This window comes from Rhodococcus sp. AG1013 (genome assembly GCF_003350365.1).
In the GTDB taxonomy this organism is placed as follows: Bacteria; Actinomycetota; Actinomycetes; order Mycobacteriales; family Mycobacteriaceae; genus Prescottella.
On sequence record NZ_QQAT01000002.1, the window covers coordinates 261,400 to 286,773 of the forward strand.

The window sequence follows — 25,374 nt, forward strand, 5'->3', positions numbered from 1 at the left end:
TGCCTCATCTCCACACATGCACCCAACCAGACATCCCCGATGTGAGGACGCAGCCCCATGACCTCAGTTCTCGAGCCGCCCGCCCCTGCCGTGGGTCGACTAGTCGACCAGTTCGAACTCGGTCTCGACGCGCCGATCTGCCTCACGTGGGAACTCACCTACGCCTGCAACCTGTCCTGTGTGCACTGCCTGTCGTCCTCGGGGCGCCGGGATCCGCGTGAGCTGTCCACGGAGCAGTGCAAGTCGATCATCGACGAACTGCAGCGCATGCAGGTGTTCTACGTCAACATCGGTGGCGGTGAGCCCACCGTGCGTTCCGACTTCTGGGAGCTCGTCGACTACGCGACCGAGCACCAGGTGGGCGTGAAGTTCTCCACCAACGGCGTCAAGATCGACAAGAAGGTGGCACAGCGCCTCGCGTCGAGCGACTACGTCGACGTCCAGATCTCCCTCGACGGTGCGACCGCCGAGGTGAACGACGCGGTGCGCGGCCCGGGTTCGTTCGCGATGGCCGTCCGTGCGCTGGAGAACCTGGCCGAGGCCGGGTTCAAGGACGCGAAGATCTCGGTCGTCGTCACGCGCCAGAACGTGAGCCAGCTCGACGACTTCAAGGCGCTCGCCGACAAGTACGGTGCGACGCTGCGCATTACGCGACTTCGTCCGTCCGGCCGTGGCGCCGACGTGTGGGACGAGTTGCATCCCACCCAGGAGCAGCAGCGCGAGCTGTACAACTGGCTGGTCGCGAACGGCGAGGGCGTGCTCACGGGTGACTCGTTCTTCCACCTGTCCGCGTACGGTGACGCACTGCCGGGGCTGAACCTGTGCGGCGCCGGCCGTGTCGTGTGCCTGATCGATCCGATCGGCGACGTCTACGCGTGCCCGTTCGCGATCCACGACCAGTTCCTCGCCGGAAACATCGTCTCCGACGGCGGTTTCCAGCAGGTGTGGCAGCACTCGGAGCTGTTCCAGGATCTGCGGTCGCCGCAGACCGGGGGCGCATGCGCCAAGTGCGACCACTACGACTCCTGCCGCGGCGGCTGCATGGCGGCCAAGTTCTTCACGGGCCTGCCGATGGACGGCCCGGACCCCGAGTGCGTCCAGGGCTACGGAGAGTCGGCACTCGCGGCCGACCGCAGCGTGCCCAAGTCCAGCCAGGACCATTCGCGGACCGGAAAACGCGCCGAGCGTCGCACGCCGAAGGCACCGGTTCCGCTCACCCTGCTCATGCATCCGCCGGCCAAGATCTGTGATGAAAACCCGCTTGCCGGAATGGAATAGACGAACAATATCTACCGCAGTACGAGAGGTTTGACATGGCCAAGAGTGCCTGGTTCGAGACGGTCGCAGAGGCGCAGCGGCGGGCGAAGAAGCGCCTGCCGAAGTCGGTGTATGCGGCGCTCGTCGCCGGATCCGAGAAGGGTCTGACCGTCGATGACAACATTGCGGCATTCACCGAACTGGGGTTCGCGCCGCACGTCGCCGGGCTGAGCGGTGAGCGAGATCTGTCGACCACCGTTATGGGCCAGCCCATTTCGATGCCTGTCATGATCTCGCCCACCGGTGTACAGGCAGTGCACCCGGACGGCGAGGTCGCGGTCGCGCGCGCCGCGGCGGCCCGGGGCACCGCGATCGGGCTCAGCTCGTTCGCGAGCAAGTCCATCGAGGAGGTGGCCGCGGCCAACCCGCAGACCTTCTTCCAGATGTACTGGGTGGGCGACCGCGACACTCTGCTCCAGCGTATGGAGCGCGCCCGCGCCGCGGGTGCGACCGGCCTGATCATCACGCTCGACTGGTCCTTCTCCAACGGGCGCGACTGGGGCAGCCCGTCGATCCCCGAGAAGATGGATCTCAAGGCGATGTTCCAGTTCGCGCCCGAGGGCATCACCCGCCCGAAGTGGCTGTGGGAGTTCGCCAAGACGGGCAAGGTCCCGGATCTGACGACGCCCAACCTGGCGGCGCCGGGCCAGCAGCCGCCCACCTTCTTCGGCGCGTACGGCCAGTGGATGGGCACGCCGCTGCCGACGTGGGACGACGTCGCGTGGCTGCGTGAGCAGTGGGGCGGACCGTTCATGCTCAAGGGCGTCATGCGCGTCGACGACGCCAAGCGCGCCCTCGACGCCGGTTGCTCGGCGATCTCGGTGTCGAACCACGGCGGCAACAATCTCGACGGCACCCCGGCCCCGATCCGCGCGCTGCCGGCCATCGCCGAGGCGGTCGGTGACCAGATGGAGGTCGTGCTCGACGGCGGCATCCGCCGCGGCAGTGACGTCGTCAAGGCGCTCGCGCTCGGTGCCCGCGCAGTCATGATCGGTCGCGCGTACCTGTGGGGCCTCTCGGCCAACGGTCAGGCCGGTGTCGAGAACGTTCTCGACATCCTGCGCGGCGGCATCGATTCCGCCGTGCTGGGCTTGGGTCACAAGTCGATTCAGGATCTGAGCCCCGCCGACCTGGTGGTGCCCGAGGGATTCCGTCGCGACCTGGGCGTCGGCTAGAACCCTCGCGTCGGACACGACCCGATGCGCGGCAACCTCACCGAGCAGTTCACCCTGGCCGGGCACGATGTCCCGTCCAGGGTGCTGTTCGGCCCGCACGAGACCAATCTGGGTGACGGCCGTGCGCTGTCGCCGCGCCACGGCGCGTACTACGAGCGGCGGGCCCGCGGCGGCGCCGGAGTGATCGTCACCGAGACCGCGTCCGTGCACGAGTCCGACTGGCCGTACGAGCGCGCCCCGCTGGCGGCCCGATGCGGATCAGGTTGGGCCGACGTGGTCGCCGCGTGCAGGCCGCACGGAACGCTGGTGCTGGCGGGTCTCGGGCACACCGGCCTGCAGGGGTCCAGCGCGTGGTCGCAGGCCGCGTTGTGGGCGCCGTCCCGGTTCCCGGACCCGATCTCGCGTGAGCTGCCGATGGAGATGGAACAGGCTCAGATCGAGTCGCTCGTCGAGGGTTTCGGGGCGGCAGCGCGAGTCGCAGCAGCCGCAGGGGTGGACGGGGTCGAACTCGACGCCGGCCCCTTCTCCCTGCTGCGCCAGTTCCATTCGGGACTCACCAACCGTCGCGCCGACCCGTACGGCGCCGACCGGCTGCGCCTCACCCGCGAAGTGATCTCCGCGGTGCGCGCCGAACTCGGCGACGGTCGGATCCTGTCGCTGCGACTCTGCTGCGACGAACTCGCTCCCTGGGCCGGTGTCACCCCCGACGAGGCTGCCGAACAGGTTGGTGCGCTGTCCGATTCAGTGGACCTGCTGGTGGTCGTGCGCGGCGGTCCGTTCACCACCGCCGCCTACCGGCCGGACATGCAGAGCGAGCCCGGATTCAACGTCGAGCTGTGCCGGGCGATGCGCGAGGCCGCAGGCGGACGCGTCCCGGTGGTGCTGCAGGGCAGCGTCGTCGGTGCCGATCAGGCGCAGGGCGCCCTCGACGACGGCGTCGCCGATCTGGTCGAGATGACCCGTGCGCAGATCGCGGACCCGGACCTTGTGGCGCGGGTTCGGGACGGCCTCGTGCCGCGCCCGTGCGTGCTGTGCAATCAGACGTGCCTCGTCCGCGATCCGCGCAATCCGATCGTCACGTGTATCGGTAACCCGTCGGCCGGACACGAGACGGTCGATCCCGAGCCTGTCGTCGCCGTGGAGTCGGCGCTCGTGGTGGGTGGTGGTCCGGCGGGCCTCGAGGCGGCGCGCGCGCTCGCACAGCGCGGCGTCCGGGTGACGTTGACGGAGAAAGCTGCTCGAACCGGCGGCATGCTGCGCACGGCGGCCGTCGGGGCCGGGCGCGTGCGGCTGGCGATGTTGGTCGACTGGCTCGAGGCGGAATGCCGTCGGCTCGGGGTGGACATCCGGACGGACATCGAGCTGGGCGCCGCGGAACTGGCCGAGGCCCGTGCCGCCGGGACGCTGGTCGTACTCGCGACCGGCGGCAGCCCGCGACCCGCGCCGTGCCCCGTCGGTGCCGGGGTGCAGGCGGTGACCGCGGCGGATGTGCTGGCGGGCGCGGTGCTCGAACCCGGGCCCGTCGTGCTGTTCGACCCCGTCGGTGGCCCCGTCGCGGTGTCGGTGGCGCTGTGGCTGGCCGAGCAGGACCGCGAGGTGGCGATCGCGACGCCCGATCAGCTGATCGGATCCCGGCTTGGGCCCACCGGTGATCTGGTCGGCGCGAACGCGCGCGTGCAGCGGGCGGGTGTCGCGCGGCATCTCGCGGCGATCCCGGTGTCGGCCGCCGCGGGAGAAGTGCTGCTGGAGAACCGGTTCACGGGCGTGCGGACCCGCGTACCGTGCGCAGTATTCGTGGACTGCTCGCATCGACTGCCGAACGAGTCGGTGGGCGCGGGTGGTCCGCAGGACGAGCGGATCGGCGACTGCGTCGCGCCCCGGTCCGTGCTCGAAGCTGTCCGCGAGGGTCACCTCGCGGAGTTGTCAGGGGCGTCTCGGCGCCGGTTCACGTTAGTCGACCGTTAGGAGAACACTGTGGGGCAGTTCGACGGCAAGGTTGCTTTCATCACGGGTGCGGCGCGCGGCCAGGGTCGCACGCACGCCGTGCGACTGGCGCGTGAGGGCGCATCCATCATTGCGGTGGACGTGTGCAAGTCCGTCACGGACGACAACACGTACGACGCGGCGACGTCCGAGGACCTCGCGGAGACCGTTCGCCTCGTCGAGGCCGAGGGCGCCAAGATCTTCGCCCGCGAGGCCGACGTCCGTGACAGCGCGGCGCTGAAGGCGGTCGTCGACGCGGGTGTGGAGCAGTTCGGCCGACTCGACATCGTCGTCGCCAACGCCGGCATCTGCAACTGGAACCGCTTCTGGGAGATGTCGGACGAGCAGTGGGAGACGCTGATCGACATCAACCTCACCGGCTCCTTCAAGACCCTCAAGGCGGCGGTGCCGGCGATGATCGAGGCGGGCAACGGTGGCTCCATCATCGTGGTCAGCTCCGTCGCCGGCATGAAGGCGCTTCCCGGGCAGGCGCACTATGCGGCGTCGAAGTTCGGTCTCGTCGGCCTGACTCAGGCTGCTGCGAAGGAGCTGGGCGAGTACAGGATTCGCGTCAACTCGATCCACCCGTACGGCGTCAACACGCACATGGGTACCGATCAGGGCAGCCTCGTGATCCTGCAGCAGTACCCGCACTACGGGCCGAACTTCGCGCCGATTCTCACCGAGAAGCCGATCGCCGACCCGGACGACATCTCGGATGCGGTGCTGTGGCTCGCGGGTGACGGCTCCAAGACCGTCACGGCCAGCCAGGTGGCTCTGGACCAGGGCAACACCAAGGTCTGACCGGGCAGTATCCGATGTTGTTCTCCCCGCTCCGCCTGGGCTCGCGAACGCTGGCCAATCGGGTCGTGTTCACCGCGCACCTGACGAACTACGCGTGCGCCGGCCTGCCCACCGAGCAGCACGCCGCGTACTACGCGGCCCGGGCTGCCGGCGGAGCGGGGATGATCGTCACCGAGGAGCAGTGCGTCCACCCCTCGGACTGGCCGTACGAGAAGGTGATTCACGGGTACCGCCCCGAGGTGGTCGAGGGATACCGCAGGATCACCGATGCCGTGCACGGACACGGCACGGTGATCCTCGCGCAGCTCAATCACAACGGCGGTCAGGGGTCGGGCATGTATTCCCGCCGCCCGCTGTGGGCGCCGAGCCCGGTGCCGGACCCGTTGTTCCGGGAGGTGCCCAAGGCTCTCGCAGCAGACGAGATCGCCGAGCTGGTCGCCGGCTACGCCACCGTTGCCGGGCACTGCCGCGATGGTGGATTCGACGGTGTCGAACTGCAGGGGTCGCAGTCGTCGCTGATCCGCGGATTCCTCGCTCGGCAGACGAATCTGCGGACCGATGACTACGGCGGTGTGGTGGAGAACCGTGCGCGGTTCCTGCTCGACGTGATCGCGGCGGTGCGTGCGGCGATCGGGCCGGATCTCATTCTCGGCGTGCGGCTCTCGGGCGACGAGCAGGTTTCCGGTGGCATCGTGCTGGACGAGGCGGTGACCGTGGCGCGACTGGTGGAGGCGACGGGCGCCGTCGACTACATCAACACCACGATGGGCGTGGCGACCGAGACTCTGCATCTGGTGGAGCCGTCCATGGCGACACCACGCGGGTATGCGCTGCACATCTCCGACGCGATCCGGCGCGGTGTCTCGCTGCCGGTGGTCGGGGTAGGGCGGCTGAAGGAACCGGCGGAGGCCGAGCGGGCCCTGGTCGAGGGGCGCTGCGATCTGATCGGTGTGGTGCGCGGCCAGATCGCCGACCCGGACTTCGTGGCGAAGGCGCGGCGGGGTGCCGCCGACGAGATCCGCACCTGCCTGTCGTGCAATCAGGAATGCGTCGGACGTATGGGGCTGGGGCGGTGGCTCGGATGCGTCGAGAATCCGCGTGCCGGTAGGGAATCGGTGCCGCTGCCGCGACCGCGCATGCCCGGACGTCGCGTCGTGGTGGTGGGCGGTGGCCCGGCCGGGTTGTCTGCCGCAGCGACCGCGGCCGAGCGTGGGCACAGCGTGACGCTGTACGAGCGGTCGGGCGTGCTGGGTGGGCAGATGCGAGTGGCGGCCTCGGCGGCCGGCCGCGGTGAACTCGGCGATCTGGTGTGGAACCTGGCGGGGGAGTGCGAGCGCCGCGGCGTGCGGATCGAGACGGGGGTCGACGTCGGCGTGGACATGCTCGGCGAACTGGCGCCGGATGTCGTCGTCGTGGCGACGGGCGCGCGTCCGGTCCGGCCGTGGTGGGCGGGAGAGTGCACACGCGTCGTCCATGCCCGCGATGTCCTCGAGGGGCGGGCCGATCCGCACGGCCGTGTTCTCGTGGTGGACGAACTCGGTTTCCAGCAGGGGCCGTCGGTGGCGGAGACCTTGGCAGCGCGCGGGTGCGCGGTGACGATCGCGTCGCCCGGCATGAGCGTCGCGCAGGACCTCGGTGTCACCCTGGACATGGAGGGGTGGCAGCGGCGCGCGCACCGCGCCGGCATCGAACAGTGGACCGACGTCGGGGTCGTCGGTGTCGTCGGGGAATCGGGCCGGCTGCGGGTGGCGATGGAGTACCACCTGACCGGAGACTCGCGCACGGACGGATTCGACTGGGTGGTGTGTGCGATCCACCAGGAACCCGACGAAGGTCTGTGGAAAGCATTGTCGCGCAGCAATTCCGTCCCGTTCGAGGTGCATCGCATCGGGGACGCCGTCACACCGCGGCGCTCGCACGCCGCGGTGCTCGAGGGGTATCAGGTGGCGGTGTCGCTGTAGATCCCGTGTTCAGGCAGCCTGAGGGCCCGCTCTGTTGTGCGCCGGGATCGGCTTCTTGTGGGGGTCGATCGAACTCGGTGGTGTGAACCTGGGTGGCGGCCTTCGTGGTGTGCGGGTGGTGCGGCCGAGGTCGAGTGGGGCGCCATCGTCCATGAGGACGGGTGTAAGAGTGCAGTCGCAGGCGATGCGGCGGGCGGTATCGATGGTGAGCGGCCCCACCCACGGCATCCAGGCGACGTCGGCGTCGTCGAGGAGTTCGCGGTAGGCGTGGCGATCTGTGGGCGTGGTGTCAGCCTGGACGGGCTGTGTGCGAGGGGCTCGATCCGCTCAAAGGAGGTATCCGATGAGCCGTAGCCGCCTGGTGGCCGGTTGCCATCGTCCTCGGGACCACATGGCTGGTTGTCGAACTGACTCGGCGGCTCGAGCAGCGTCAATGGTCGCCAGCCGATCTCCACCAACGCGTTGGGCGGGCGCGTATATCGTCAATGCTGCAGGTGTCCAAGTCATTTACGAAATCATAGGTGTGTTGCCAAACCTGTATTGGTGCCCCGCTGGTTACCATGTAACGCATGAGTGTGCCCGGTTTCCCGCGTATCACCTCCGTGGACGAGGACGGGTTCATATGCCTTGTCGCCGCAGGCCCCTACGACGGATTCGTCGGTACAGACTGGGGGTTGGACGAGCTCCTGACGCGGTTCGCCGAACAGATGAGCCGCGGTGCACTGTTCGTCGCCTACGCGGGTCCCGATGCCGCGGGCGGAGAGCTGCGGATCGTCGCGGAGGGGTCGTCGCAGCGGGCCGAGCGGGAAGCGGCAGGAGTGATCGGCGCGGCCGCCGGCGTCTGGCTGACTGACTACACGCAACTCACGATGGCCGCGCAGTTCGACGATGAACGACCGGAGCCCGACGATCCCGACTCCCGACTCTCGGTCCCCGCAGGACGATATCGGATCCTGCTCCGCGAGTTCGCGTCCGACGACGACCCGGTCTTCGAGCTCGTTGTCTCTCCGGCCGGTGTCGACGACACGGTGACGCACGCCGTGGTCCCGTGGTTTGAGTAGGAACCGCAGTGCCCGCCGAAAAGTGCTGACCTGCAATCTGTCCCGAGCACTCGACGATCGCTCCCGGAGGGTGTTGCGAATGGTCGGTGGTGAGCCAGTGCAGGATGGCGGCGAGGCGGCGGCGGAGTGGTAGTTGCGCTTCTGCGCCGAGGTGTTCGCGCCACCACCGTCGCAGGCGCAGCCGAAGCTCTCGTGTCCACACGCCGCCTGAACCCTGCCAACTTCTTGGCGCAAGACAGAACGGTGGGTGGATCGGGTTCGCGTGCAAACGAGCCGCCTACGATCGACCGATGGACCTCGCCTCCACCCCGTGGCCGGACGTCGCCCGGGACGCGCTCACCGTCGCGGTGCCGGTCGGCTCGTTCGAGCAGCACGGCCCGCATCTGCCGCTGGACACCGACACCCGGATCGCGTCGGCGGTGACTCGTTCCCTCACCGACGTCGTCGCGGCGCCCGCGATCGAGTACGGCGCGAGCGGGGAGCACGAGGGGTTTCCCGGCACCGTCTCCATCGGCTCGGGCGCGCTCGAGACCCTCCTCGTGGAGTACGGCCGGTCGGTGTGTCGGTGGGCGCGGCGCGTCGTGTTCGTCAATGGGCACGGCGGTAACGGTCCTGCGCTGGTGAAGGCCGTCGAGCTGCTGCGCTACGAGGGCCGCGACGTGGCCTGGCTGCCGTGCGCGATACCCGGCGCCGACGCGCACGCGGGTCGAACCGAAACATCCCTGCTGCTGCACCTTTCACCGCGCGACGTCGCGATGGACCGGGCCGAGTCGGGAAACACTGCACCGATCGTCGAGTTGATGCCGCAGCTGCGGTCCGGTGGCATGCTCGCCGCGACCCCCAACGGCATCCTCGGGGACCCCGCCGGAGCGTCCGCCGAGGAGGGCGAGCGGCTGTTCGCCGATCTCGTTCGCCGGGCTGACGAGGCAATCGAGGGCTGGTCCCTGCGACCCGACGGGCGGCTCGTGTGACGGGTGTGGCGATTCGTCCGGGTTTTTTGCAGCAAGTTCTGCCCGTTACCGCATCGAGCCTTACCATCGTCTGATGCAGCATGCTCGCCTGCCCGACGGGTTCGGGATCCGTATCGATCCCAAGGTGCGCGCCTACTCGGGAGGCAGGGTCCTGATCGGCGGCTCACCGATGCGAATGCTCAAGCTCGCGCCGGCCGCTGCCGCGATGATCGGGGACGGCTACCTCGAGGTCGTCGACTCGCAGACCGCGGTGGTCGCGCGGCGTCTCCTCGACTCCGGCGTCGCGAACCCGCGTCCCATGGCCACTCCGTCGCCGAGCGACGTCACCGTCGTGGTGCCGCTGCGGGACAACGTCGACGGCATCGCCCGGCTCGTTCCGGCGCTGAAGGGGCTCAACGTCGTCGTCGTGGACGACGGCTCGCGCACCCCGCTCGAGCTGCCGGATCACGTGACGCTGCTGCGGCACGAGACCTCTCGCGGTCCTGCCGCGGCCCGCAATACCGGATTGCGCTCCGCCGAAACGCCTTTCGTGGCGTTTCTGGATTCGGACGTGCTGCCGAAGACGGGGTGGCTCGAACGGATGCTCGGTCACTTCAGCGATCCCGCGGTCGCGCTCGTCGCGCCGCGGATCGTCGCTCTCGAACCCGAGGGGTCGATGCTGGCCCGCTACGAGCACGCGAGGTCGTCGCTGGACCTCGGGCGGAAGGAGGCGGCGGTCCGCTCCGGCAGCCCGGTGTCGTACGTGCCGAGCGCCGCGATGCTGGTGCGACGGGACGTCCTCGTCGAGGTGGGCGGCTTCGACGAGTCGATGCACGTCGCCGAGGACGTCGACCTGTGCTGGCGGCTCCAGGAGGGCGGTTGGCGCCTGCGCTACGAGCCCGTGGCGCACGTCGCCCACGACCACCGGGTCTCGTTCGGGAAGTGGTTCACCCGCAAGCTGTTCTACGGGACCGGGGCGGCGCCGCTCGCGGCCCGGCACGAGGGCATGGTGCCGCCGGTCTCGATGTCGAAGTGGACGCTGTTCGCGGTGCTCGCGGCGGCGACATGCACCCGGATCGGGCTGCTCGGCAGCATCGCCACCCTGCTGGTGACGATGCTGCGTCTGCGCCGCACGTTCCGCGAGCTGGATCAGCCCACACGCATCGCCGCGATCCTCGCCGCCCGTGGGTTCGTCGGTGGCGTGTGGCAGCTCGCGTCCGCGATGTGCCGGCACTACTGGCCGGTGACGCTGCTCGCGGTCCTGCTGTCCCGGCGGATCCGGCGACTGGCATTCGTCGTCGCCGTCACCGAGGGCGTCGTGGACTGGTCGACGCACCGCGAGCCCGGCGGGCTGGGGCCGGTGCGGCACACCGCGTTCAAACGTCTCGACGACGTCGCGTACGGCGCTGGGCTGTGGCAGGGTGCCGCCCGTGCCCGTGACCTGCGGGCGCTGACGCCGCGTATCGGCAGCTGACGGTGGACCGGGGCAGCCCGGAGATCCGGGAGATTCCAGCGTCGGCGGATGTCGTCGTGATCGGCGGCGGTTCGTGCGGAAGCGTGGTTGCCGGACGGCTCAGCGAGGACCCCGACCGTCGGATTCTGCTCGTCGAATCCGGTCCGGGCCATCGGATTCCCGCCGAGTTCCCGCCCGAACTCGTCGACGCGGGTGTGCTTCCGGTGGGGCCCGACAGTCGTTGGATCTGGCCGTACCCGGTGGAGTTGACGAGAGGCCGCACGGGCTGGATCGCGCGTGGACGCGTGCTCGGCGGTTCGGGCGCTGTCAACGGGGGGTACTTCGTGCGGGCGCAGGTGGACGACTTCGCGAACTGGCCGGCGTCGTGGTCGTACGAACACGTGCTGCCGTACTTCAGGACGATCGAGTCCGACGCCGACTTCGACGGTCCGTGGCACGGCACGACGGGCCCCATTCCGGTGCGTCGCGAGCCCGCCGATCGCTGGCATCCGGTGAGCGCGGCGTTCGCCGACGTCGCGCACGCCGCGGGACATCCTGACGACCCCGACAAGAACGCGCCCGGGTCGCACGGCATCGGCCCGGTGCCGCTGAACATCCGCGACGGCGTCAGGGTGGGCCCGGCGTCGGCCTACCTGCTGCCGAATCTGGACCGGCCGAACCTCACCGTCCGATCCGACACCACCGTCACCCGGGTGTTGTTCTCCGGTACACGGGTAGTGGGACTCGAGGTCACCACCGACGGGCGCGTGGGGACGATTCGGGCGTCGACGGTGGTGCTCACCGCCGGCGCCGTCGCGACGCCGCACCTGTTGATGCTGTCCGGGATCGGCGACGCGGAACATCTGACGACGCTGGGAATTCCGGTGGTCGCGAATCTACCGGCAGTCGGTTCGGAGTTCAGTGACCATCCCGAGGTGGTGCTGCCGTACCGGTACCGGCGCCCGGTCTCCCGAACCACGCGGACTCCGGTCCTGCAGGTGACGCTCAACACCGAGGACATCGAAATGCGGCCCTACACGGCGGCATTCGGTGATCTGATTCCCGGATCGGGAATCGGTAAGCCCTGTCTGGGAGTGGTGCTGATGAAGCCGCGCAGCCGTGGCGAGATCCGCCTCGTGTCGGCCGACCCCGGCGATGCGCCGACCGTGTCGTACCGGTATCTCGAATCGGAGCGGGACCGGGAGGCGCTGCGATCGGGGGTGGCCCACGCCGCCGACCTCATGCACTCCGGGCCGATGAGCAGGCTGCTCGAACCCGAGCGGATCGAGACGTCCGACGACTGGCTGGCCGACCATCTCGGCACGTCGCTGCACCTGTCGGGGAGCTGCCGGATGGGCGTCGACGAGGAGTCGTCGGTGGTGGACGAGCGGTGTCGCGTCCACGGAATCGACGGTTTGTACGTCGTCGATACGTCGATCCTGCCGTCGGTGCCGAGCCGAGGGCCGCACGCCACCGCCGTCATGGTTGCCGAACGCGCCCATACCTTCATGTGAGTGGCGTTACAGTAGCGTCTGGTGTTGATGGAGGGAGTCGATGACAGGTCAGGAGTTCGGCCCACGCAATCCGTGGATTGCGTTGCGCCCCGGCGACGATTTCGCGGTGCTCGCGGAACGGACGTCATCGGCGCATCAACTGTTTGTTGAATCGGTCGACGCCGAAACCGAAACCGAAACCGAAACCGATGCCGTCCGGTCGGTCGTCCGAGAGTCGTGGCTGCGTAGCCGTGGGAGCGGAGTGAGTCCGGACGTCGTCGACGACGCGGTGGCACTCGACGGTGCTGCACTCGCGCAGCACCGGGCCGCGCATCCGCTGTCCGCGATCCGTCCGGTGGTGCGACAGTTGCTGGTCGAGGACACCGCGGACACCGGTCTGCTCGTCGCGCTCAGCGACGCCCGTGGCCGGTTGCTGTGGGTCGACGGCGACTCGTGGGCGAAGGACCGCGCGCTGAGCATCAACTTCGTCGAGGGCGCCGACTGGAGCGAGGACCGCGTGGGTACCAACGCGCCCGGCACCGCACTCGCGCTCGACCACGTCGTCCAGATCTACGCGGCCGAACACTTCAACCGCGCGTGCCACGAGTGGAGTTGCTCGGCGGCCCCGATCCACGACCCGGTGACGGGGCGGGTGATCGGTGCGCTCGACATCACCGGCGGACCCCGGGTGGCGGTGCCGGAGGCGCTCGCCCTCGTCCGTGCCACGGTTGCGGCGGCAGAGGCGGAAATGCGGTTGCAGGCCTTGGCGGCCCCGCGACCGCCGTCGACGTCGGTGCCCCGCCTCGAGGTGCTCGGGTCGGGGCGCCCGGCCTTGGTCCTCGACGGTGAGCGGCACGATCTGTCGCGCCGGCACGCGGAGATCCTGCTGTTGCTCGCGGAACACCCCGAGGGTCTCGCTGCGGATCATCTCGCGGTGCTGCTCGACGAGACCGAACTCGATTCGGTCACCGTGCGGGTCGAGATGTCGCGTCTACGTAAGGTTTTCGGTGCCAACCGGCTGGGTTCACGACCGTACCGCCTGCTCGCGCCGCTCGAGTCCGACGTCGGCGACGTGCGGTCGATGCTCGATCGTGGCGATCTCGAGTCGGCGCTGCGCCTGTACGACGGCCCGGTGTTGACGGGCTCGGATGCGCCCGGCATCGAGGACGTCCGCGAGGAACTGCGCATGCGCGTGCAGGCGACGGTCCTGCGTGGTGGTGATGCGCGTCTGCTCGCCTCGTGGACCAGTTCGATCCACGGTCGTCACGACCGCGACGCGTGGGTGGCCTACCTGTCCACACTCGATCACGGCTCGCCGCAGCATACGCAGGTGGAGGCCCTCCTGCGTATGCTCGACCGACGGTTCGGTGCGGGCTACTAGCCCTGTGCCCCTATCGATTCCGACGACGCGATCGCGGTGGCCCACCGGTAGTCGGCCTTCCCCGCAGGGGTCCGCTTGACCTCGTCGACGGACACCATGGCGCGCGGGACCTTGTATCCGGCGAGCGTCTTGCGGCAGTGCTCCTGGACGTCGTCGAGCGTCAGCTCCGCGGCGTCGGGGTACACCGCGATCACTGCCGCGACCCGTTGCCCCATCCGCTCGTCGGGCACCGGTACGACGAGGGCGTCGGCGACCGAGGGGTGCGCGTGGAGGGCGGCCTCGACCTCCTCCGCGAAGACCTTCTCGCCGCCCGTGTTGATGCACTGCGATCCGCGTCCGAGGAAGACGATGGTGCCGTCCGCCTCGATCGTGCCCATGTCTCCCAGCACCGAGATGCGGGTGCCGTCGGCGCGGGTCGGGAAGGTGCGTGCCGTCTTCTCCTCGTCCTTGTAGTAACCGAGCGGGACGTTGCCGATACGGGCGATGTACCCCACCTGGTCGGACCCCGCGGGGATCTGGTTCAGGCCCTCGTCGACCAGGATCATGTTGGGGGACGGTGCCATACGTAGGGTGCCGTTCTCGTCGATGGTGAACGAGCCGTCGTTGCCGGATTCGGAGGCCCCGAAGTTGTCGCGCAGGAGCAGGTCCGGCTTGATCGCGAGCATCCGTTCCCGCACGCTGACCGACCAGACCGCTCCGCCGGACGTGATCGAGGCCAGCGAACTGAAGTCGATCTCACCCTGGCGGCGTTCCATCTCGTCGACCAGGGGCAGGCCCATCCCGTCGCCGACGATGAGGATCACCTGGAGTGACTCCTTCTCGATCGCCTCGACCATCTTGCGAGGGTCGAAGTTCTGCATGAGTACCACCCGCGCGCCGAGGGTGAAGAACGTGAACAGTGAGTTCAGTGCGGCGCCGTGCATAAGGGGTGCGGCGATCAGGTAGGCGCGGTCGGGGAACTCCTTTGCCGCAGCGGCGATCTCGGCATGGTCCTTACGGGGCTCCGGACCGTAGGGATTGCCACAGGACAGTGGCCTGCGGAAGAAGTCGTCCTGGCGCCACATGACGCCCTTGGGGTATCCGGTGGTGCCTCCCGTGTAGAGGACGAACTGGTCGTCGCCGCTTCGCGTGTCGAACTCCGCGGTGGGCGGTAGGTCGTGGATGTCGGAGAACCGAACCACTGCGATCGACCGCGCGTCGGTTGCCGCTCGCAGTTCGTCGGTGGTCTCACCGACGACGATCACGGTCCGCACCTGCGGGCAGGCACCGAGGAGTTCGGCGAGGTTGCGCTGATGCTCAGGGAGTTCGACGACCACCGCGACCGAGTCCGAGTTGGTGAAGATGTACTCGAGTTCGGCGGAGGTGTACCGGTAGTTGACGTTGATCGGCACCGCGCGGATCTTGATCAGTCCCAGGAGTGACGTGACGTGCTCGACGCTGTTCTTCATGAACAGCGACACGTGCTCGCCCGGCCCGATGCCGGACTGTGCGAATAGCTGTGCCGTCCGGTTCGCCTCGGCATCCAACTCTGCGTACGTCCGGTGTTCGCCCTCGTATGTGAGCGCGACGCGGTCGGGGACTGCCGCCGCGACCGTTTCGAAGACATCCGCCAGATTGAACTGCATCAGCATTCCTTTCAGAACCACGCGACTCGGCCGGTGAAACGTATTTCATTTCATTCGCACATTAGCCAGAGGAATGCCGGGTTGGGCGCGGTTTCCGACATCGCGATTCCGGCAGCTTCCGGGGGACGGCTCGGACGTCCGCGCACCCGTCCGCCGCGCAGTTGTGACCTTTGATCCGGCGTGGTCGCAACGTCGGCGTGTCTAGTGTCCTATATCACACCCCGGCGTGGGGAGGTGACAGCACAGACAGGAGTCTTCGATGAGCGTATATGCCCGCCCGGGTTCGCCCGACGCCCTGATGTCCTTCGAATCGCGGTACGACAACTGGATCGGTGGCGAGTGGGTGGCGCCGGCGAAGGGGCAGTACTTCGAGAATCCGACCCCGGTCACCGGAAGGTCCTTCTGTGAGGTCGCGAGGTCGACGGCCGAGGACATCGACCTCGCGCTCGATGCCGCCCACGCCGCCGCGCCCGCCTGGGGTAAGACGTCGGTGGCCGAGCGGGCAGTGGTCCTGAACAAGATCGCCGACCGGATGGAGCAGAACCTCGAGAAGATCGCGCTCGCGGAGTCGTGGGACAACGGCAAGCCGATCCGCGAGACCCTCAATGCCGACATTCCGCTCGCGATCGACCACTTCCGCTACTTCGCGGGCGCGATCCGCGCGCAGGAGGGCTCGCTCTCGGAGATCGACTCCGACACCGTCGCGTACCACTTCCACGAGCCGCTCGGCGCGGTCGGGCAGATCATTCCGTGGAACTTCCCGATCCTCATGGCGACGTGGAAGCTAGCCCCCGCCCTGGCTGCCGGGAACGCCGTCGTCCTCAAGCCCGCCGAGCAGACGCCGGCTTCGATCCTGTACCTGTTCTCGCTCATCGGCGACCTGCTCCCCGCGGGTGTCGTCAACATCGTCAACGGTTTCGGCACCGAGGCCGGGAAGCCGCTCGCGTCGAGCCCGCGGATCAGGAAGATCGCGTTCACCGGCGAGACCACCACCGGCCGGCTGATCATGCAGTACGCGTCGCAGAACCTGATCCCGGTGACACTCGAACTGGGCGGGAAGAGCCCCAACGTCTTCTTCTCCGACGTCCTCGCCGCCGACGACGACTTCCAGGACAAGGCGCTCGAGGGCTTCACGATGTTCGCGCTTAACCAGGGCGAGGTGTGCACGTGCCCGTCGCGTGCACTGATCCAGAAGGACATCTTCGACGACTTCCTCGCGCTCGCCGCGGTGCGCACGAAGGCTGTTCGTCAGGGCGATCCTCTCGACACCGAGACGATGATCGGCGCGCAGGCGTCGAACGATCAGCTCGAGAAGATCCTGTCGTACATCGAGATCGGCACGAACGAGGGCGCCCGGCTGATCACCGGCGGTGAGCGGGCCGAACTGGGCGGCGACCTGGCGGACGGCTACTACGTGCAGCCGACGATCTTCACCGGCGACAACGGCATGCGGATCTTCCAGGAGGAGATCTTCGGCCCGGTCGTGTCGGTGACTTCGTTCGCCGATTACGACGACGCCATCGCGATCGCGAACGACACCCTCTACGGTCTCGGTGCCGGCGTGTGGTCGCGTGACGGCGGCGTCGCGTACCGGGCCGGACGCGACATCCAGGCCGGCCGGGTGTGGACCAACACCTACCACCAGTATCCGGCGCACGCGGCGTTCGGCGGTTACAAGCAGTCCGGAATCGGCCGCGAGAACCACCACATGATGCTCGACCACTACCAGCAGACCAAGAACCTGCTCGTCAGCTACGCGCCCGGGGCGCAGGGCTTCTTCTGATCCGATTCCGATCCGACAGCACAGCGCGCGTCGCCCGCAGGTGTTGTCCGCGCGGGCGCCGCGCCCCACACCATCGGAGGTTCTCATGACCGAGACGATGAAGGCCGCGGTCGTCCGCGAGTTCGGAAAGCCCCTGTCCATCGAGGAGGTGCCGATACCGCGGCCCGGCCGCGACCAGGCGCTCGTGAAGGTCCGCTCGAGCGGTGTCTGTCACACGGATCTGCACGCGGCCAAGGGCGATTGGCCGGTCAAACCGGAGCCACCGTTCATCCCGGGACACGAGGGCTACGGCGAGGTGGTGGAACTGGGGGAGGGCGCGACCGAACTCGCGGTCGGTGATCTCGTCGGCAACGCGTGGCTGTGGTCGTCGTGCCTCGAGTGCCGGTACTGCCGCACCGGCTGGGAGACGCTGTGCGAGAAGCAGATCAACGGCGGCTACACCGTGGACGGTTCATTCGCGGAGTACATGCTGGTCGACTCCCGCTTCGCGGCACGGGTTCCGGCGGGCGCCGATCCCATCGAGGTCGCTCCGGTCCTGTGCGCCGGGGTCACCGTCTACAAGGGGCTCAAGGTCAGTGACGTCATACCGGGTCAGTGGGTGACGATCTCCGGCATCGGCGGGCTCGGCCATGTCGCGGTGCAGTACGCGACGGCGATGGGGCTGCGGGTCGCCGCGGTCGACGTCGCCGATTCCAAGCTCGCGCTCGCGGCCCGCTACGGCGCCGAGGTGCTCGTCAACGCGTTCGAGGAGGACCCGGTCGAGCGGGTTCGGCAGGCCACCGGCGGAACCGACGCGGTGCTGGTGACCGCGGTCAATCCGGCCGCGTTCAGGCAGGCGATCGGCATGGCCCGACGCGGTGGCACCATCACGTTCATGGGACTGCCTCCCGGGGACTTCCCGACCCCGATCTTCGGCACCGTCCTGGGAGGACTCACCCTGCGCGGGTCGATCGTCGGTACCCGCCAGGACATGGCCGAGGCGCTCGACTTCTACGCTCGCGGGTCGATCCACCCCACCGTGCACACCCGTCGGCTCGAAGACATCAACGACATCTTCGACGAACTCGATCGCGGAATGGTCGACGGCCGCATCGTCCTGGACTTCGCGTGAGTCCCGCGCCTGCCCGGGCGGTCGTGACAGCGGCCGCGGCCGCCTTGCTGCGACACCTCGCCGACGTCCACGGACCGCTGATGCTGCACCAGTCCGGCGGCTGCTGCGACGGATCGGCGCCGATGTGTTTCCCGTTGGGGGAGTTCGTGGTCGGCGACCGGGACGTGCTGCTCGGTGTCCTCGACCTGGGGGCCGGTGTCGGCGAGACGTCGGCGTCCGACCCCGAGGACGACGACGCGGTCCCGGTGTGGATCTCCGGCCCCCAGTTCGACGCGTGGAAACACACACAGTTGGTGCTCGACGTCGTGCCCGGCCGCGGCGCCGGATTCAGCCTCGAAGCACCCGAGGGGGTGCGGCTGCTCAGCCGCGGCAGGGTGTTCGGCGCCGACGAACTCACCGTCCTCGCGGGGGTGGCACCGATCCTCGGAATCGACTGGGAGCGGGGCGCCCGCCCCGGTCCGTCGCCGGTGCCGCTCGTCGTCGCGAAGGCGGGGGAGGACGTCGGGTGACCGTATACAGCCGGCAGATCTCCGGGACCACCCACACGTTCGACGGGCTGGTCGACCTCATGGCGAGGGCGACCCCACTACGTTCGGGTGACGAGTTGGCCGGGTGCGCAGCAGGATCCGATGCCGAGCGTGCCGCCGCGCAGTGGCTCCTCGCGGACCTGCCGCTCGAGACGTTCCTGAACGACCTGGTGGTGCCGTACGAGGACGACGAGGTGACCCGCCTCATCGTCGACTCCCACGACCGGATCGCCTTCGGCCCGCTCTCGCACCTGACGGTCGGCGGCTTCCGGGACTGGTTGCTGGCGACCACCGCGACACCCGACGCGGCCGCGACCCTCGCCGCCGTCTCGCGGGGTCTGACCCCGGAGATGGTGGCCGCGGTCAGCAAGATCATGCGCAACCAGGACCTGATCGCCGTGGCACGCGCGATCACGGTGACGTCCGGCTTCCGGACCACGATCGGGCGGCCGGGCACTCTCGCGACGCGACTGCAGCCCAACCATCCCACCGACGATCCGCGTGGTATCGCGGCCGCGATGCTCGACGGATTGTTGCTGGGCTGTGGGGATGCGGTGATCGGCATCAACCCGGCGAGGGATTCGCCGCACGCGACGTCCGACCTGCTGCACCTGCTCTACGACATCCGTCGGCGCTTCGACATCCCGGCGCAGTCGTGCGTGCTCTCGCACGTCACGACCACGCTCGACCTCGTGAACTCCGGTGCGCCGGTCGATCTCGTCTTCCAGTCGGTGGCGGGAACCGAGGGCGCCAATTCCGGTTTCGGCGTGAACATCTCGCTGCTGCGGGAGGCGAACGAGGCGGGGCGGGCCCTGGGCCGCGGCACCGTCGGCAACAACGTCATGTATCTCGAGACCGGTCAGGGCTCGGCCCTGTCCGCGGGCGCCCATCTCGGGACCGGCGGGCGTCCCGTCGACCAGCAGACGCTCGAGGCCCGCGCGTACGCCGTCGCGCGCGATCTCGAGCCGTTGCTGGTGAACACCGTCGTCGGCTTCATCGGGCCGGAGTACCTGTACGACGGCAAGCAGATCGTCCGGGCCGGACTCGAGGACCACTTCTGCGGAAAGCTGCTGGGTCTGCCGATGGGTGTCGATGTCTGCTACACCAACCATGCCGAGGCCGATCAGGACGACATGGACACCCTGCTCACCCTGCTCGGCGCCGCCGGGACGGCCTTCGTCATCACCGTCCCCGGCGCCGACGACGTCATGCTCGGATATCAGAGCCTGTCGTTCCACGACGCGCTGTACGTCCGGCGCGTGCTCGGACTGCGACCGGCGCCCGAGTTCGAGGCGTGGCTGCAACGCCTGGGCATGGCGGACGCGGACGGCCGGATCCTGCCCGCCGACGTGGACTCGTCGCCGCTACGCGAACTGGTGACCGGCCGATGACGGACTTCTGGGACGAACTGCGGCGCAGCACCCAGGCGAGGATCGGCCTCGGCCGCGCCGGCGATTCGCTGCCCACCGAGCGGGTGCTCGAGTTCCGGGTCGCACACGCCGCCGCCCGGGACGCGGTGCACGAACCGCTCGACGTCGACGCCTTCGCCGCGGGGGTCGCCGGAGTCGGGCTCGGCGCACCGGCCGTCGTGCGCAGTCGCGTGCGCGACTGCGGCGAGTACCTGCGTCGCCCCGACCTGGGCCGCGTGCCGGAGACGCTCGAGCCGGTGGCCCGGACTGACGCGGACATCGGCGTCGTCCTCGCCGACGGGTTGTCCCCACGTGCCCTCACCGACCACGGCGTGCCACTGCTGGGGGCACTGGCCGAGGCCTTGTCCGACCGGTACCGCATCGCACCGCCCGTGGTGGCGACCGGCGCGCGCGTCGCGCTCGGGGACCACATCGGGAAGGCGCTGGGCGTGCGCACCCTCGTCGTCGTGATCGGCGAGCGTCCCGGGTTGTCGGTGGCCGACAGCCTCGGGATCTACCTCACGCACCGGCCCCGACCGGGTCGCGCCGACTCCGACCGGAACTGTGTGTCCAACATCCACCCGCCCGACGGCCTCGGGTACCGGGACGCGGCGCGGGTGGTGTCGGTGCTGGTCGACGGCGCGCACCGGCTGGGACGTTCGGGGGTCGCGCTCAAGGACACCTCGCGTTCGGACCCGCTGACGTCCCCGCCCACGATCCTCGAGTTGTAGGTTTCTCCTGGACTTATCGCACACACGAGGAGAACACGATGGCCTTCGCTGGCAACGTCGACGAACTGGCACTGCTGCAGACGATCCGGTTGAAGGGGCAGGTGACGGCCGACGTCCTGGCCGCGCAGCTCGGCGTCGCCGCCGCGTCGGCGGCGGCAGCGCGTGACGCGCTGCTCGCACAGGGCAAGGCGGAGGAGACCGGTGACGGCGCGTTCACGCTGACCGATGCCGGTCTGGCCGAGCTCGGCGACCAGCTCGACGCCGAGCGGGTGTCCATCGACGAGGACTCGATCGCCGAGATCCACGAGCGTTTCCTCGAGCTCGACGGCCCGCTGCGCGAACTCGTCTCCGGCGCCGACCTCGATTCGCTCGCTGCCCTCGACAAGAAGGCGCAGGACGTGTTCGACGACGTGTCCGCGTTCGTGCCGCGTCTGTCGCGCTACCAGGATCTGTTCGCCGAGGCGTTGCAGAAGGCGCAGGCCGGAGACGCCGAATGGATCGCCGCTCCCGGGATCGCCTCCTACGCCACGGTGTGGGGCGAGATCGCGCGGGAACTGCGTGGTGCGTGCGGCCTGGACGAAGACACGGTCACCGCCTGACGGACCGACGTACCGACGCACTGACGACCGAACCCACCCGGGTGCCGCCCGGGTGGGTTTATCGTCGGAGGGGTGGTCGTCCACTACCCACGGGGCGTGCTCGTCGTCGCGGTATTCCTTTCCGGTCTGGCCGGATTCGTGGACGCGATGGGTTTCATCATGCTCGGCGGATTCTTCGTTTCCTTCATGAGCGGCAATTCCACCAAGCTCTCGGTCTCCGCGGCCGACGGTCTGGTGACCACCGCGCTGACCGGCGCCGGGATCGTCGCGCTGTTCGTCGTCGGTGTGATGATCGGATCGGTCACCGGCCGCCGATTCGGTATCCGCCACAGGTCGGCCGTCCTGACGCTCGTGACCATGTTGCTGATCCTCGCCGCCACCGCGCACCTGGCCGGGTGGACGCCTGTCGCGATCTCGCTGATGATCACCGCGATGGGCGCGGAGAACACTACGTTCGAGCGGGAGGGCGAGGTGAGTATCAGTCTCACCTACATGACCGGCAGTCTCGTGAAGATGGGGCAGCGCCTGGTCACCGCGTTCTCCGGCGGGGATCGGTGGGGGTGGGTGCGGCATTTCCTGCTGTGGGCGGCGATGGTCGTCGGCGCCTTCCTGGGGGCCACCGCGCACCGGTTGGTCGGGCTGGAGGCGCTGTGGTTCGCGGCGCTCTGGGGCGGCATCCTCGCGGTGGTGATCGCCCGGAGACCACCCGTGGCGACGGCGGCTGAGTGACGGGCGTCACTCCACCCCCTTTTCGGGGGTAGTTGGCCAGTGACCCGGATCACTACCTTTCCTCGCAGTTGCTGACGCCAATCGGGGCGTCGCGCACGGCTCGAGAAGAGGGATCCATGACGACTGTGTCGCCATCGGTCGGCTCGGCGAACGCCACACCTCCGCGCACCGGCGTGGGCAGGGTGGCGATCGCGAGTTGCATCGGAACGACGATCGAGTTCTACGACTTCTTCATCTACGGAACCGCTGCCGCACTGGTCTTTCCGACGGTGTTCTTCCCAGCGCTCGGTTCCACCGCCGGCACGGTCGCGTCGTTCGCGACCTTCGCGGTGGCGTTCATCGCCCGGCCCGTGGGCGCAATGTTGTTCGGGCACTACGGTGACCGGATCGGCCGCAAGAAGACCCTCGTCTCGACCCTGTTGCTGATGGGCATCTCGACGCTCCTCATCGGCCTGCTGCCGGGCGCCGAGACGATCGGTGTCGCCGCGCCGATCATCCTCGTGCTGCTCCGATTCGGCCAGGGCTTCGCGGTCGGCGGGGAGTGGGCGGGCGCAACTCTGCTCACCGCCGAGTACGCGCCGCCGGACAAGCGCGGCTTGTACGCGATGTTCCCCCAGTTGGGCCCGGCGATCGCTTTCGTGCTGTCGAGCAGCACGTTCCTCATCACCGGCGCCGTGCTCGGTGACGCGAACGAGGCCTTCCTCACGTGGGGCTGGCGGGTGCCGTTCGTGTTCTCCATCGTGCTCGTCGGCATCGGGCTGTACATGCGCCTGGCCATCGAGGAGACCCCGGTGTTCCGGGCCAACCAGAAGATCGACGCGGCCGACGCCGGTCCCCGGACGCTTCCGTTCCTCGACGCGTGGCGATACCAGACCAAGGAGATCCTGCTCTCGGCGGGCGCGCTCGCGACCCTGTTCGCGTTCTTCTACATGGGCACCGCGTTCCTCACCAGCTACGGAACCAAGACCCTCGGCTTCAGCCGCCCGTTCGTGCTCGTGGTCGGCATCGTCGCCGCCGTCGTGTTCGGTGCGGCGATCGTCGTCTCGGCGCTGTACTCGGACCGGATCGGCCGCCGCCGGGTCATCATGCTGTCCTGCGTCCTCGCGGTCGGCTGGGCGCTGGTCCTGTTCCCGCTCCTCGACTCGGGGTCCCCGGTGGCCTTCGTGATCGGGATGTGCGTCACGCTCGCGATCTTCGGGATGGCCTACGGACCGTGCGGTGCGCTCCTGCCGGAGATGTTCCACACCCGCTACCGCTACACCGGCGCCGGACTCGGCTACAACCTGGCCGGCGTGCTCGGTGGCGCCGTCCCGCCGCTGATCGCGGCGCCGCTCGCCTCTGCCTTCGGCAGCTTCGCGATCGGCCTCATGCTCGCGGTGCTCGGCATCGTCAGCTTCGTGTGCACCAAGGCGCTGGTCGAGACGAAGGACCGCGCGCTCTGAACCGGTCCCCGACCGGGGTCGACGTCGGGGGTGTTCGAACTCTGAACAGTTGTCGGCACCCCCGACAGTCGACTATGTCCTACATCACAGTCGAGCGAGTACGTTGGGGAAGCCCGCACCGCCGGGATTCCCCAGTGGGCGCCGGGGCGGCGCCCGGAGAGGAAACGCGATGACCACAACTTCGCTGTCAGGATCCCTGCCGAGCTACGCCTCGGGAGTGTGGGACGCGCCCATGCTGGGCGACACCATCGGCGACAACTTCGACCGCACGGTCGCGGCGCACGGCGACCGTGACGCGTTGATCGATCGCGGTTCGGGACGACGATGGACCTACAGCGAACTGGCGGCGGATGTGGACGCGGTCGCGTCGGGGCTGCTCGGTCGCGGAGTGGTGAAGGGCGACCGCGTCGGCATCTGGGCTCCCAACTGCGCCGAGTGGACCCTGGTGCAGTACGCGACCGCGAAGATCGGCGCGATCCTCGTCAACATCAACCCCGCGTACCGCTCCCACGAGCTGCAGTACGTGCTGAACCAGGCGGGGATCCGGATGTTGGTCGCCGCGCCGTCGTTCAAGACCTCCGACTACGCGGCGATGATCGATCAGGTCCGGCCAGAGTGTGCCCGCCTGGAGCATGTGCTGTTGCTGGGCGGCCCGGACTGGGACACTCTGGTCGCCGACGGGCGGGTCGCACACGCCGGCAGTCCCGAGACGCTCGCCCGGGCACAGGCGGCACTGTCCGCCGACGAGCCCATCAATATCCAGTACACCTCCGGGACAACGGGATTCCCGAAGGGTGCAACGCTCAGTCACCACAACATCCTCAACAACGGCTACTTCGTCGGTGAACTCTGCGGCTACACCGAACGGGACCGGGTGTGCATCCCGGTGCCGTTCTACCACTGCTTCGGCATGGTGATGGGAAACCTCGCGTGCACCAGCCACGGCGCCGCGATGGTGATCCCCGGACCGGCGTTCGACCCGGCTGCAACACTGGCGGCGGTACAGGCCGAGCGGTGCACGTCGCTGTACGGCGTGCCGACGATGTTCATCGCCGAACTCGCCGACCCGCACTTCGAGTCCTACGACCTGTCGAGCCTGCGCACCGGGATCATGGCGGGTTCGCCGTGCCCGGTCGAGGTGATGAAGCAGGTCATCGAGCGGATGGGCATGGCGGAGGTGTCGATCTGCTACGGCATGACGGAGACGTCACCGGTGTCGCTGCAGACCCGTCGCGACGACAGCATCGACCAGCGGGTCTCCACCGTCGGCCGGGTCGGCCCGCATCTCGAGGTCAAGATCGTCGACCCGGCGACGGGGCTGACGGTGCCGCGCGGAGAACCCGGCGAGCTGTGTACCCGCGGATACTCGGTGATGCTGGGCTACTGGCAGAACCCGGAGAAGACTGCCGAGGCAATCGATCCCGCACGCTGGATGCACACCGGCGATATCGGGGTGATGGACGCGGACGGCTACGTCGCGATCACCGGCCGGATCAAGGACATGGTGATCCGCGGCGGCGAGAACGTCTACCCGCGCGAGATCGAGGAGTTCCTCTACACCCATCCCGACATCCTCGACGCGCAGGTGATCGGGGTGCCCGATCCGAAGTACGGCGAGGAACTGATGGTGTGGGTCCGGCTGCGCGACGGTGCCGAACCGCTCGACGCGGAGAAGATCCGGGCGTTCTGTACCGGACGCCTGGCACATTACAAGATCCCGCGGTACGTCCACCTCGTCGACGAGTTCCCGATGACGGTCACCGGGAAGATCCGCAAGGTGGAGATGCGGGAGCTGTCGCTCGAACTGATCGATCGCGTCTGATCGGAGGAAGTAGCAGTG

Annotated in this window: 20 protein-coding genes and 1 pseudogene; 19 read left to right on the top strand and 2 right to left on the bottom strand. The window is 68.7% G+C overall.

Going from position 1 to position 25,374, the window contains the following annotated elements; genetic code table 11:
- The first annotated feature begins 57 nt into the window (after positions 1-57).
- Genes mftC through DEU38_RS03960 form a run of 5 tightly spaced genes read left to right on the top strand, consistent with a single transcriptional unit; the run spans position 58 to position 7,240 of the window.
- Entirely contained in the window at positions 58-1,278 is a 1,221-nt protein-coding gene (mftC, locus tag DEU38_RS03940; protein WP_114718806.1) for a mycofactocin radical SAM maturase, read from the top strand.
- A gap of 35 nt (positions 1,279-1,313) precedes the next feature.
- Positions 1,314-2,492 carry a pre-mycofactocin synthase MftD gene (gene mftD, locus DEU38_RS03945; protein ID WP_114718807.1) on the top strand — a complete coding sequence of 393 codons (1,179 nt, stop codon included), beginning with the start codon at positions 1,314-1,316 and terminating at the stop codon, positions 2,490-2,492.
- Between the two features lie 24 nt (positions 2,493-2,516).
- A complete protein-coding gene (locus DEU38_RS03950) occupies positions 2,517-4,457 on the top strand; it encodes a mycofactocin system FadH/OYE family oxidoreductase 1 (protein WP_114718808.1) in 1,941 nt (646 codons plus the stop codon).
- Positions 4,458-4,466: 9 nt separating this feature from the next.
- Entirely contained in the window at positions 4,467-5,279 is an 813-nt protein-coding gene (locus tag DEU38_RS03955; RefSeq protein WP_114718809.1) for a mycofactocin-coupled SDR family oxidoreductase, read from the top strand.
- Between the two features lie 14 nt (positions 5,280-5,293).
- Positions 5,294-7,240: a mycofactocin system FadH/OYE family oxidoreductase 2 gene (locus tag DEU38_RS03960; RefSeq protein WP_114718810.1), complete on the top strand. Its 1,947-nt coding sequence runs from the start codon at positions 5,294-5,296 to the stop codon at positions 7,238-7,240.
- A gap of 9 nt (positions 7,241-7,249) precedes the next feature.
- Here the strand turns inward: DEU38_RS03960 and DEU38_RS29655 are convergent.
- Positions 7,250-7,498: pseudogene (locus tag DEU38_RS29655) on the bottom strand (hypothetical protein); the annotation flags it as partial.
- Between the two features lie 311 nt (positions 7,499-7,809).
- On the opposite strand from DEU38_RS29655, the gene DEU38_RS03970 reads away from it, so the two are divergent.
- The 5 genes from DEU38_RS03970 to DEU38_RS03990 all read left to right on the top strand — a co-directional run bounded on the left by DEU38_RS03970 (position 7,810) and on the right by DEU38_RS03990 (position 13,578).
- A complete protein-coding gene (locus DEU38_RS03970) occupies positions 7,810-8,301 on the top strand; it encodes a hypothetical protein (protein ID WP_114718812.1) in 492 nt (163 codons plus the stop codon).
- Positions 8,302-8,591: 290 nt separating this feature from the next.
- Positions 8,592-9,272 carry a mycofactocin biosynthesis peptidyl-dipeptidase MftE gene (gene mftE / locus DEU38_RS03975; RefSeq protein WP_114718813.1) on the top strand — a complete coding sequence of 227 codons (681 nt, stop codon included), beginning with the start codon at positions 8,592-8,594 and terminating at the stop codon, positions 9,270-9,272.
- 73 nt (positions 9,273-9,345) lie between these two features.
- Positions 9,346-10,725 carry a mycofactocin biosynthesis glycosyltransferase MftF gene (gene mftF / locus DEU38_RS03980; protein ID WP_114718814.1) on the top strand — a complete coding sequence of 460 codons (1,380 nt, stop codon included), beginning with the start codon at positions 9,346-9,348 and terminating at the stop codon, positions 10,723-10,725.
- Positions 10,726-10,727: 2 nt separating this feature from the next.
- On the top strand, positions 10,728-12,218 hold the full coding sequence (gene mftG / locus DEU38_RS03985) for a mycofactocin system GMC family oxidoreductase MftG (protein WP_258557617.1): 1,491 nt from the start codon (positions 10,728-10,730) through the stop codon (positions 12,216-12,218).
- Between the two features lie 40 nt (positions 12,219-12,258).
- Positions 12,259-13,578, top strand: coding sequence for a GAF domain-containing protein (locus tag DEU38_RS03990; protein ID WP_114718815.1), 1,320 nt, complete (start codon positions 12,259-12,261; stop codon positions 13,576-13,578).
- On the opposite strand, the gene DEU38_RS03995 is transcribed toward DEU38_RS03990, so the two are convergent.
- Entirely contained in the window at positions 13,575-15,203 is a 1,629-nt protein-coding gene (locus DEU38_RS03995; RefSeq protein ID WP_114718988.1) for an AMP-binding protein, read from the bottom strand. The two genes, DEU38_RS03990 and DEU38_RS03995, sit on opposite strands and share 4 nt — an antisense overlap.
- A gap of 259 nt (positions 15,204-15,462) precedes the next feature.
- Here DEU38_RS03995 and DEU38_RS04000 point away from each other — a divergent pair, with 259 nt between their 5' ends.
- The 9 genes from DEU38_RS04000 (at position 15,463) to DEU38_RS04040 (ending at position 25,356) form a co-directional block, all read left to right on the top strand.
- Positions 15,463-16,986, top strand: coding sequence for an aldehyde dehydrogenase family protein (locus DEU38_RS04000; RefSeq protein WP_114718816.1), 1,524 nt, complete (start codon positions 15,463-15,465; stop codon positions 16,984-16,986).
- A gap of 85 nt (positions 16,987-17,071) precedes the next feature.
- A complete protein-coding gene (gene adhP / locus DEU38_RS04005; protein WP_114718817.1) occupies positions 17,072-18,097 on the top strand; it encodes an alcohol dehydrogenase AdhP in 1,026 nt (341 codons plus the stop codon).
- The gene (locus DEU38_RS04010) at positions 18,094-18,606 is read left to right on the top strand and encodes a DUF779 domain-containing protein (protein ID WP_114718818.1); all 513 of its coding nucleotides are present in this window, start codon (positions 18,094-18,096) and stop codon (positions 18,604-18,606) included. Before adhP ends, DEU38_RS04010 begins: the two co-directional genes overlap by 4 nt.
- 59 nt (positions 18,607-18,665) lie before the next feature.
- Positions 18,666-20,015, top strand: coding sequence for an ethanolamine ammonia-lyase subunit EutB (locus DEU38_RS04015; protein ID WP_397484295.1), 1,350 nt, complete (start codon positions 18,666-18,668; stop codon positions 20,013-20,015).
- A complete protein-coding gene (gene eutC, locus DEU38_RS04020) occupies positions 20,012-20,764 on the top strand; it encodes an ethanolamine ammonia-lyase subunit EutC (protein WP_114718820.1) in 753 nt (250 codons plus the stop codon). Before DEU38_RS04015 ends, eutC begins: the two co-directional genes overlap by 4 nt.
- A 38-nt stretch (positions 20,765-20,802) precedes the next feature.
- Positions 20,803-21,363: a hypothetical protein gene (locus DEU38_RS04025; RefSeq protein WP_114718821.1), complete on the top strand. Its 561-nt coding sequence runs from the start codon at positions 20,803-20,805 to the stop codon at positions 21,361-21,363.
- Between the two features lie 72 nt (positions 21,364-21,435).
- Positions 21,436-22,092 (top strand): YoaK family protein, encoded by a 657-nt coding sequence (locus DEU38_RS04030; protein WP_114718822.1) that lies wholly within the window; start codon positions 21,436-21,438, stop codon positions 22,090-22,092.
- Between the two features lie 116 nt (positions 22,093-22,208).
- On the top strand, positions 22,209-23,534 hold the full coding sequence (locus DEU38_RS04035; protein WP_114718823.1) for an MFS transporter: 1,326 nt from the start codon (positions 22,209-22,211) through the stop codon (positions 23,532-23,534).
- Between the two features lie 169 nt (positions 23,535-23,703).
- Positions 23,704-25,356 carry an AMP-binding protein gene (locus DEU38_RS04040; RefSeq protein WP_114718824.1) on the top strand — a complete coding sequence of 551 codons (1,653 nt, stop codon included), beginning with the start codon at positions 23,704-23,706 and terminating at the stop codon, positions 25,354-25,356.
- Positions 25,357-25,374: the final 18 nt, after the last annotated feature.

Excerpts from the sequence above, each read along its gene's own strand:
- mftE (WP_114718813.1), top strand. The coding sequence starts at position 8,592 with ATGGACCTCGCCTCCACCCCGTGGCCGGACGTCGCCCGGGACGCGCTC.
- DEU38_RS03960 (WP_114718810.1), top strand. The coding sequence starts at position 5,294 with ATGTTGTTCTCCCCGCTCCGCCTGGGCTCGCGAACGCTGGCCAATCGG.
- adhP (WP_114718817.1), top strand. The coding sequence starts at position 17,072 with ATGACCGAGACGATGAAGGCCGCGGTCGTCCGCGAGTTCGGAAAGCCC.
- DEU38_RS04000 (WP_114718816.1), top strand. The coding sequence starts at position 15,463 with ATGAGCGTATATGCCCGCCCGGGTTCGCCCGACGCCCTGATGTCCTTC.
- mftC (WP_114718806.1), top strand. The coding sequence starts at position 58 with ATGACCTCAGTTCTCGAGCCGCCCGCCCCTGCCGTGGGTCGACTAGTC.
- mftD (WP_114718807.1), top strand. The coding sequence starts at position 1,314 with ATGGCCAAGAGTGCCTGGTTCGAGACGGTCGCAGAGGCGCAGCGGCGG.
- DEU38_RS03970 (WP_114718812.1), top strand. The coding sequence starts at position 7,810 with ATGAGTGTGCCCGGTTTCCCGCGTATCACCTCCGTGGACGAGGACGGG.
- DEU38_RS04015 (WP_397484295.1), top strand. The coding sequence starts at position 18,666 with ATGGCGAGGGCGACCCCACTACGTTCGGGTGACGAGTTGGCCGGGTGC.
- DEU38_RS03950 (WP_114718808.1), top strand. The coding sequence starts at position 2,517 with ATGCGCGGCAACCTCACCGAGCAGTTCACCCTGGCCGGGCACGATGTC.
- mftF (WP_114718814.1), top strand. The coding sequence starts at position 9,346 with ATGCAGCATGCTCGCCTGCCCGACGGGTTCGGGATCCGTATCGATCCC.
- eutC (WP_114718820.1), top strand. The coding sequence starts at position 20,012 with ATGACGGACTTCTGGGACGAACTGCGGCGCAGCACCCAGGCGAGGATC.
- DEU38_RS03990 (WP_114718815.1), top strand. The coding sequence starts at position 12,259 with ATGACAGGTCAGGAGTTCGGCCCACGCAATCCGTGGATTGCGTTGCGC.
- DEU38_RS03995 (WP_114718988.1), bottom strand. The coding sequence starts at position 15,203 with ATGCAGTTCAATCTGGCGGATGTCTTCGAAACGGTCGCGGCGGCAGTC.
- DEU38_RS04025 (WP_114718821.1), top strand. The coding sequence starts at position 20,803 with ATGGCCTTCGCTGGCAACGTCGACGAACTGGCACTGCTGCAGACGATC.
- DEU38_RS04035 (WP_114718823.1), top strand. The coding sequence starts at position 22,209 with ATGACGACTGTGTCGCCATCGGTCGGCTCGGCGAACGCCACACCTCCG.
- DEU38_RS04040 (WP_114718824.1), top strand. The coding sequence starts at position 23,704 with ATGACCACAACTTCGCTGTCAGGATCCCTGCCGAGCTACGCCTCGGGA.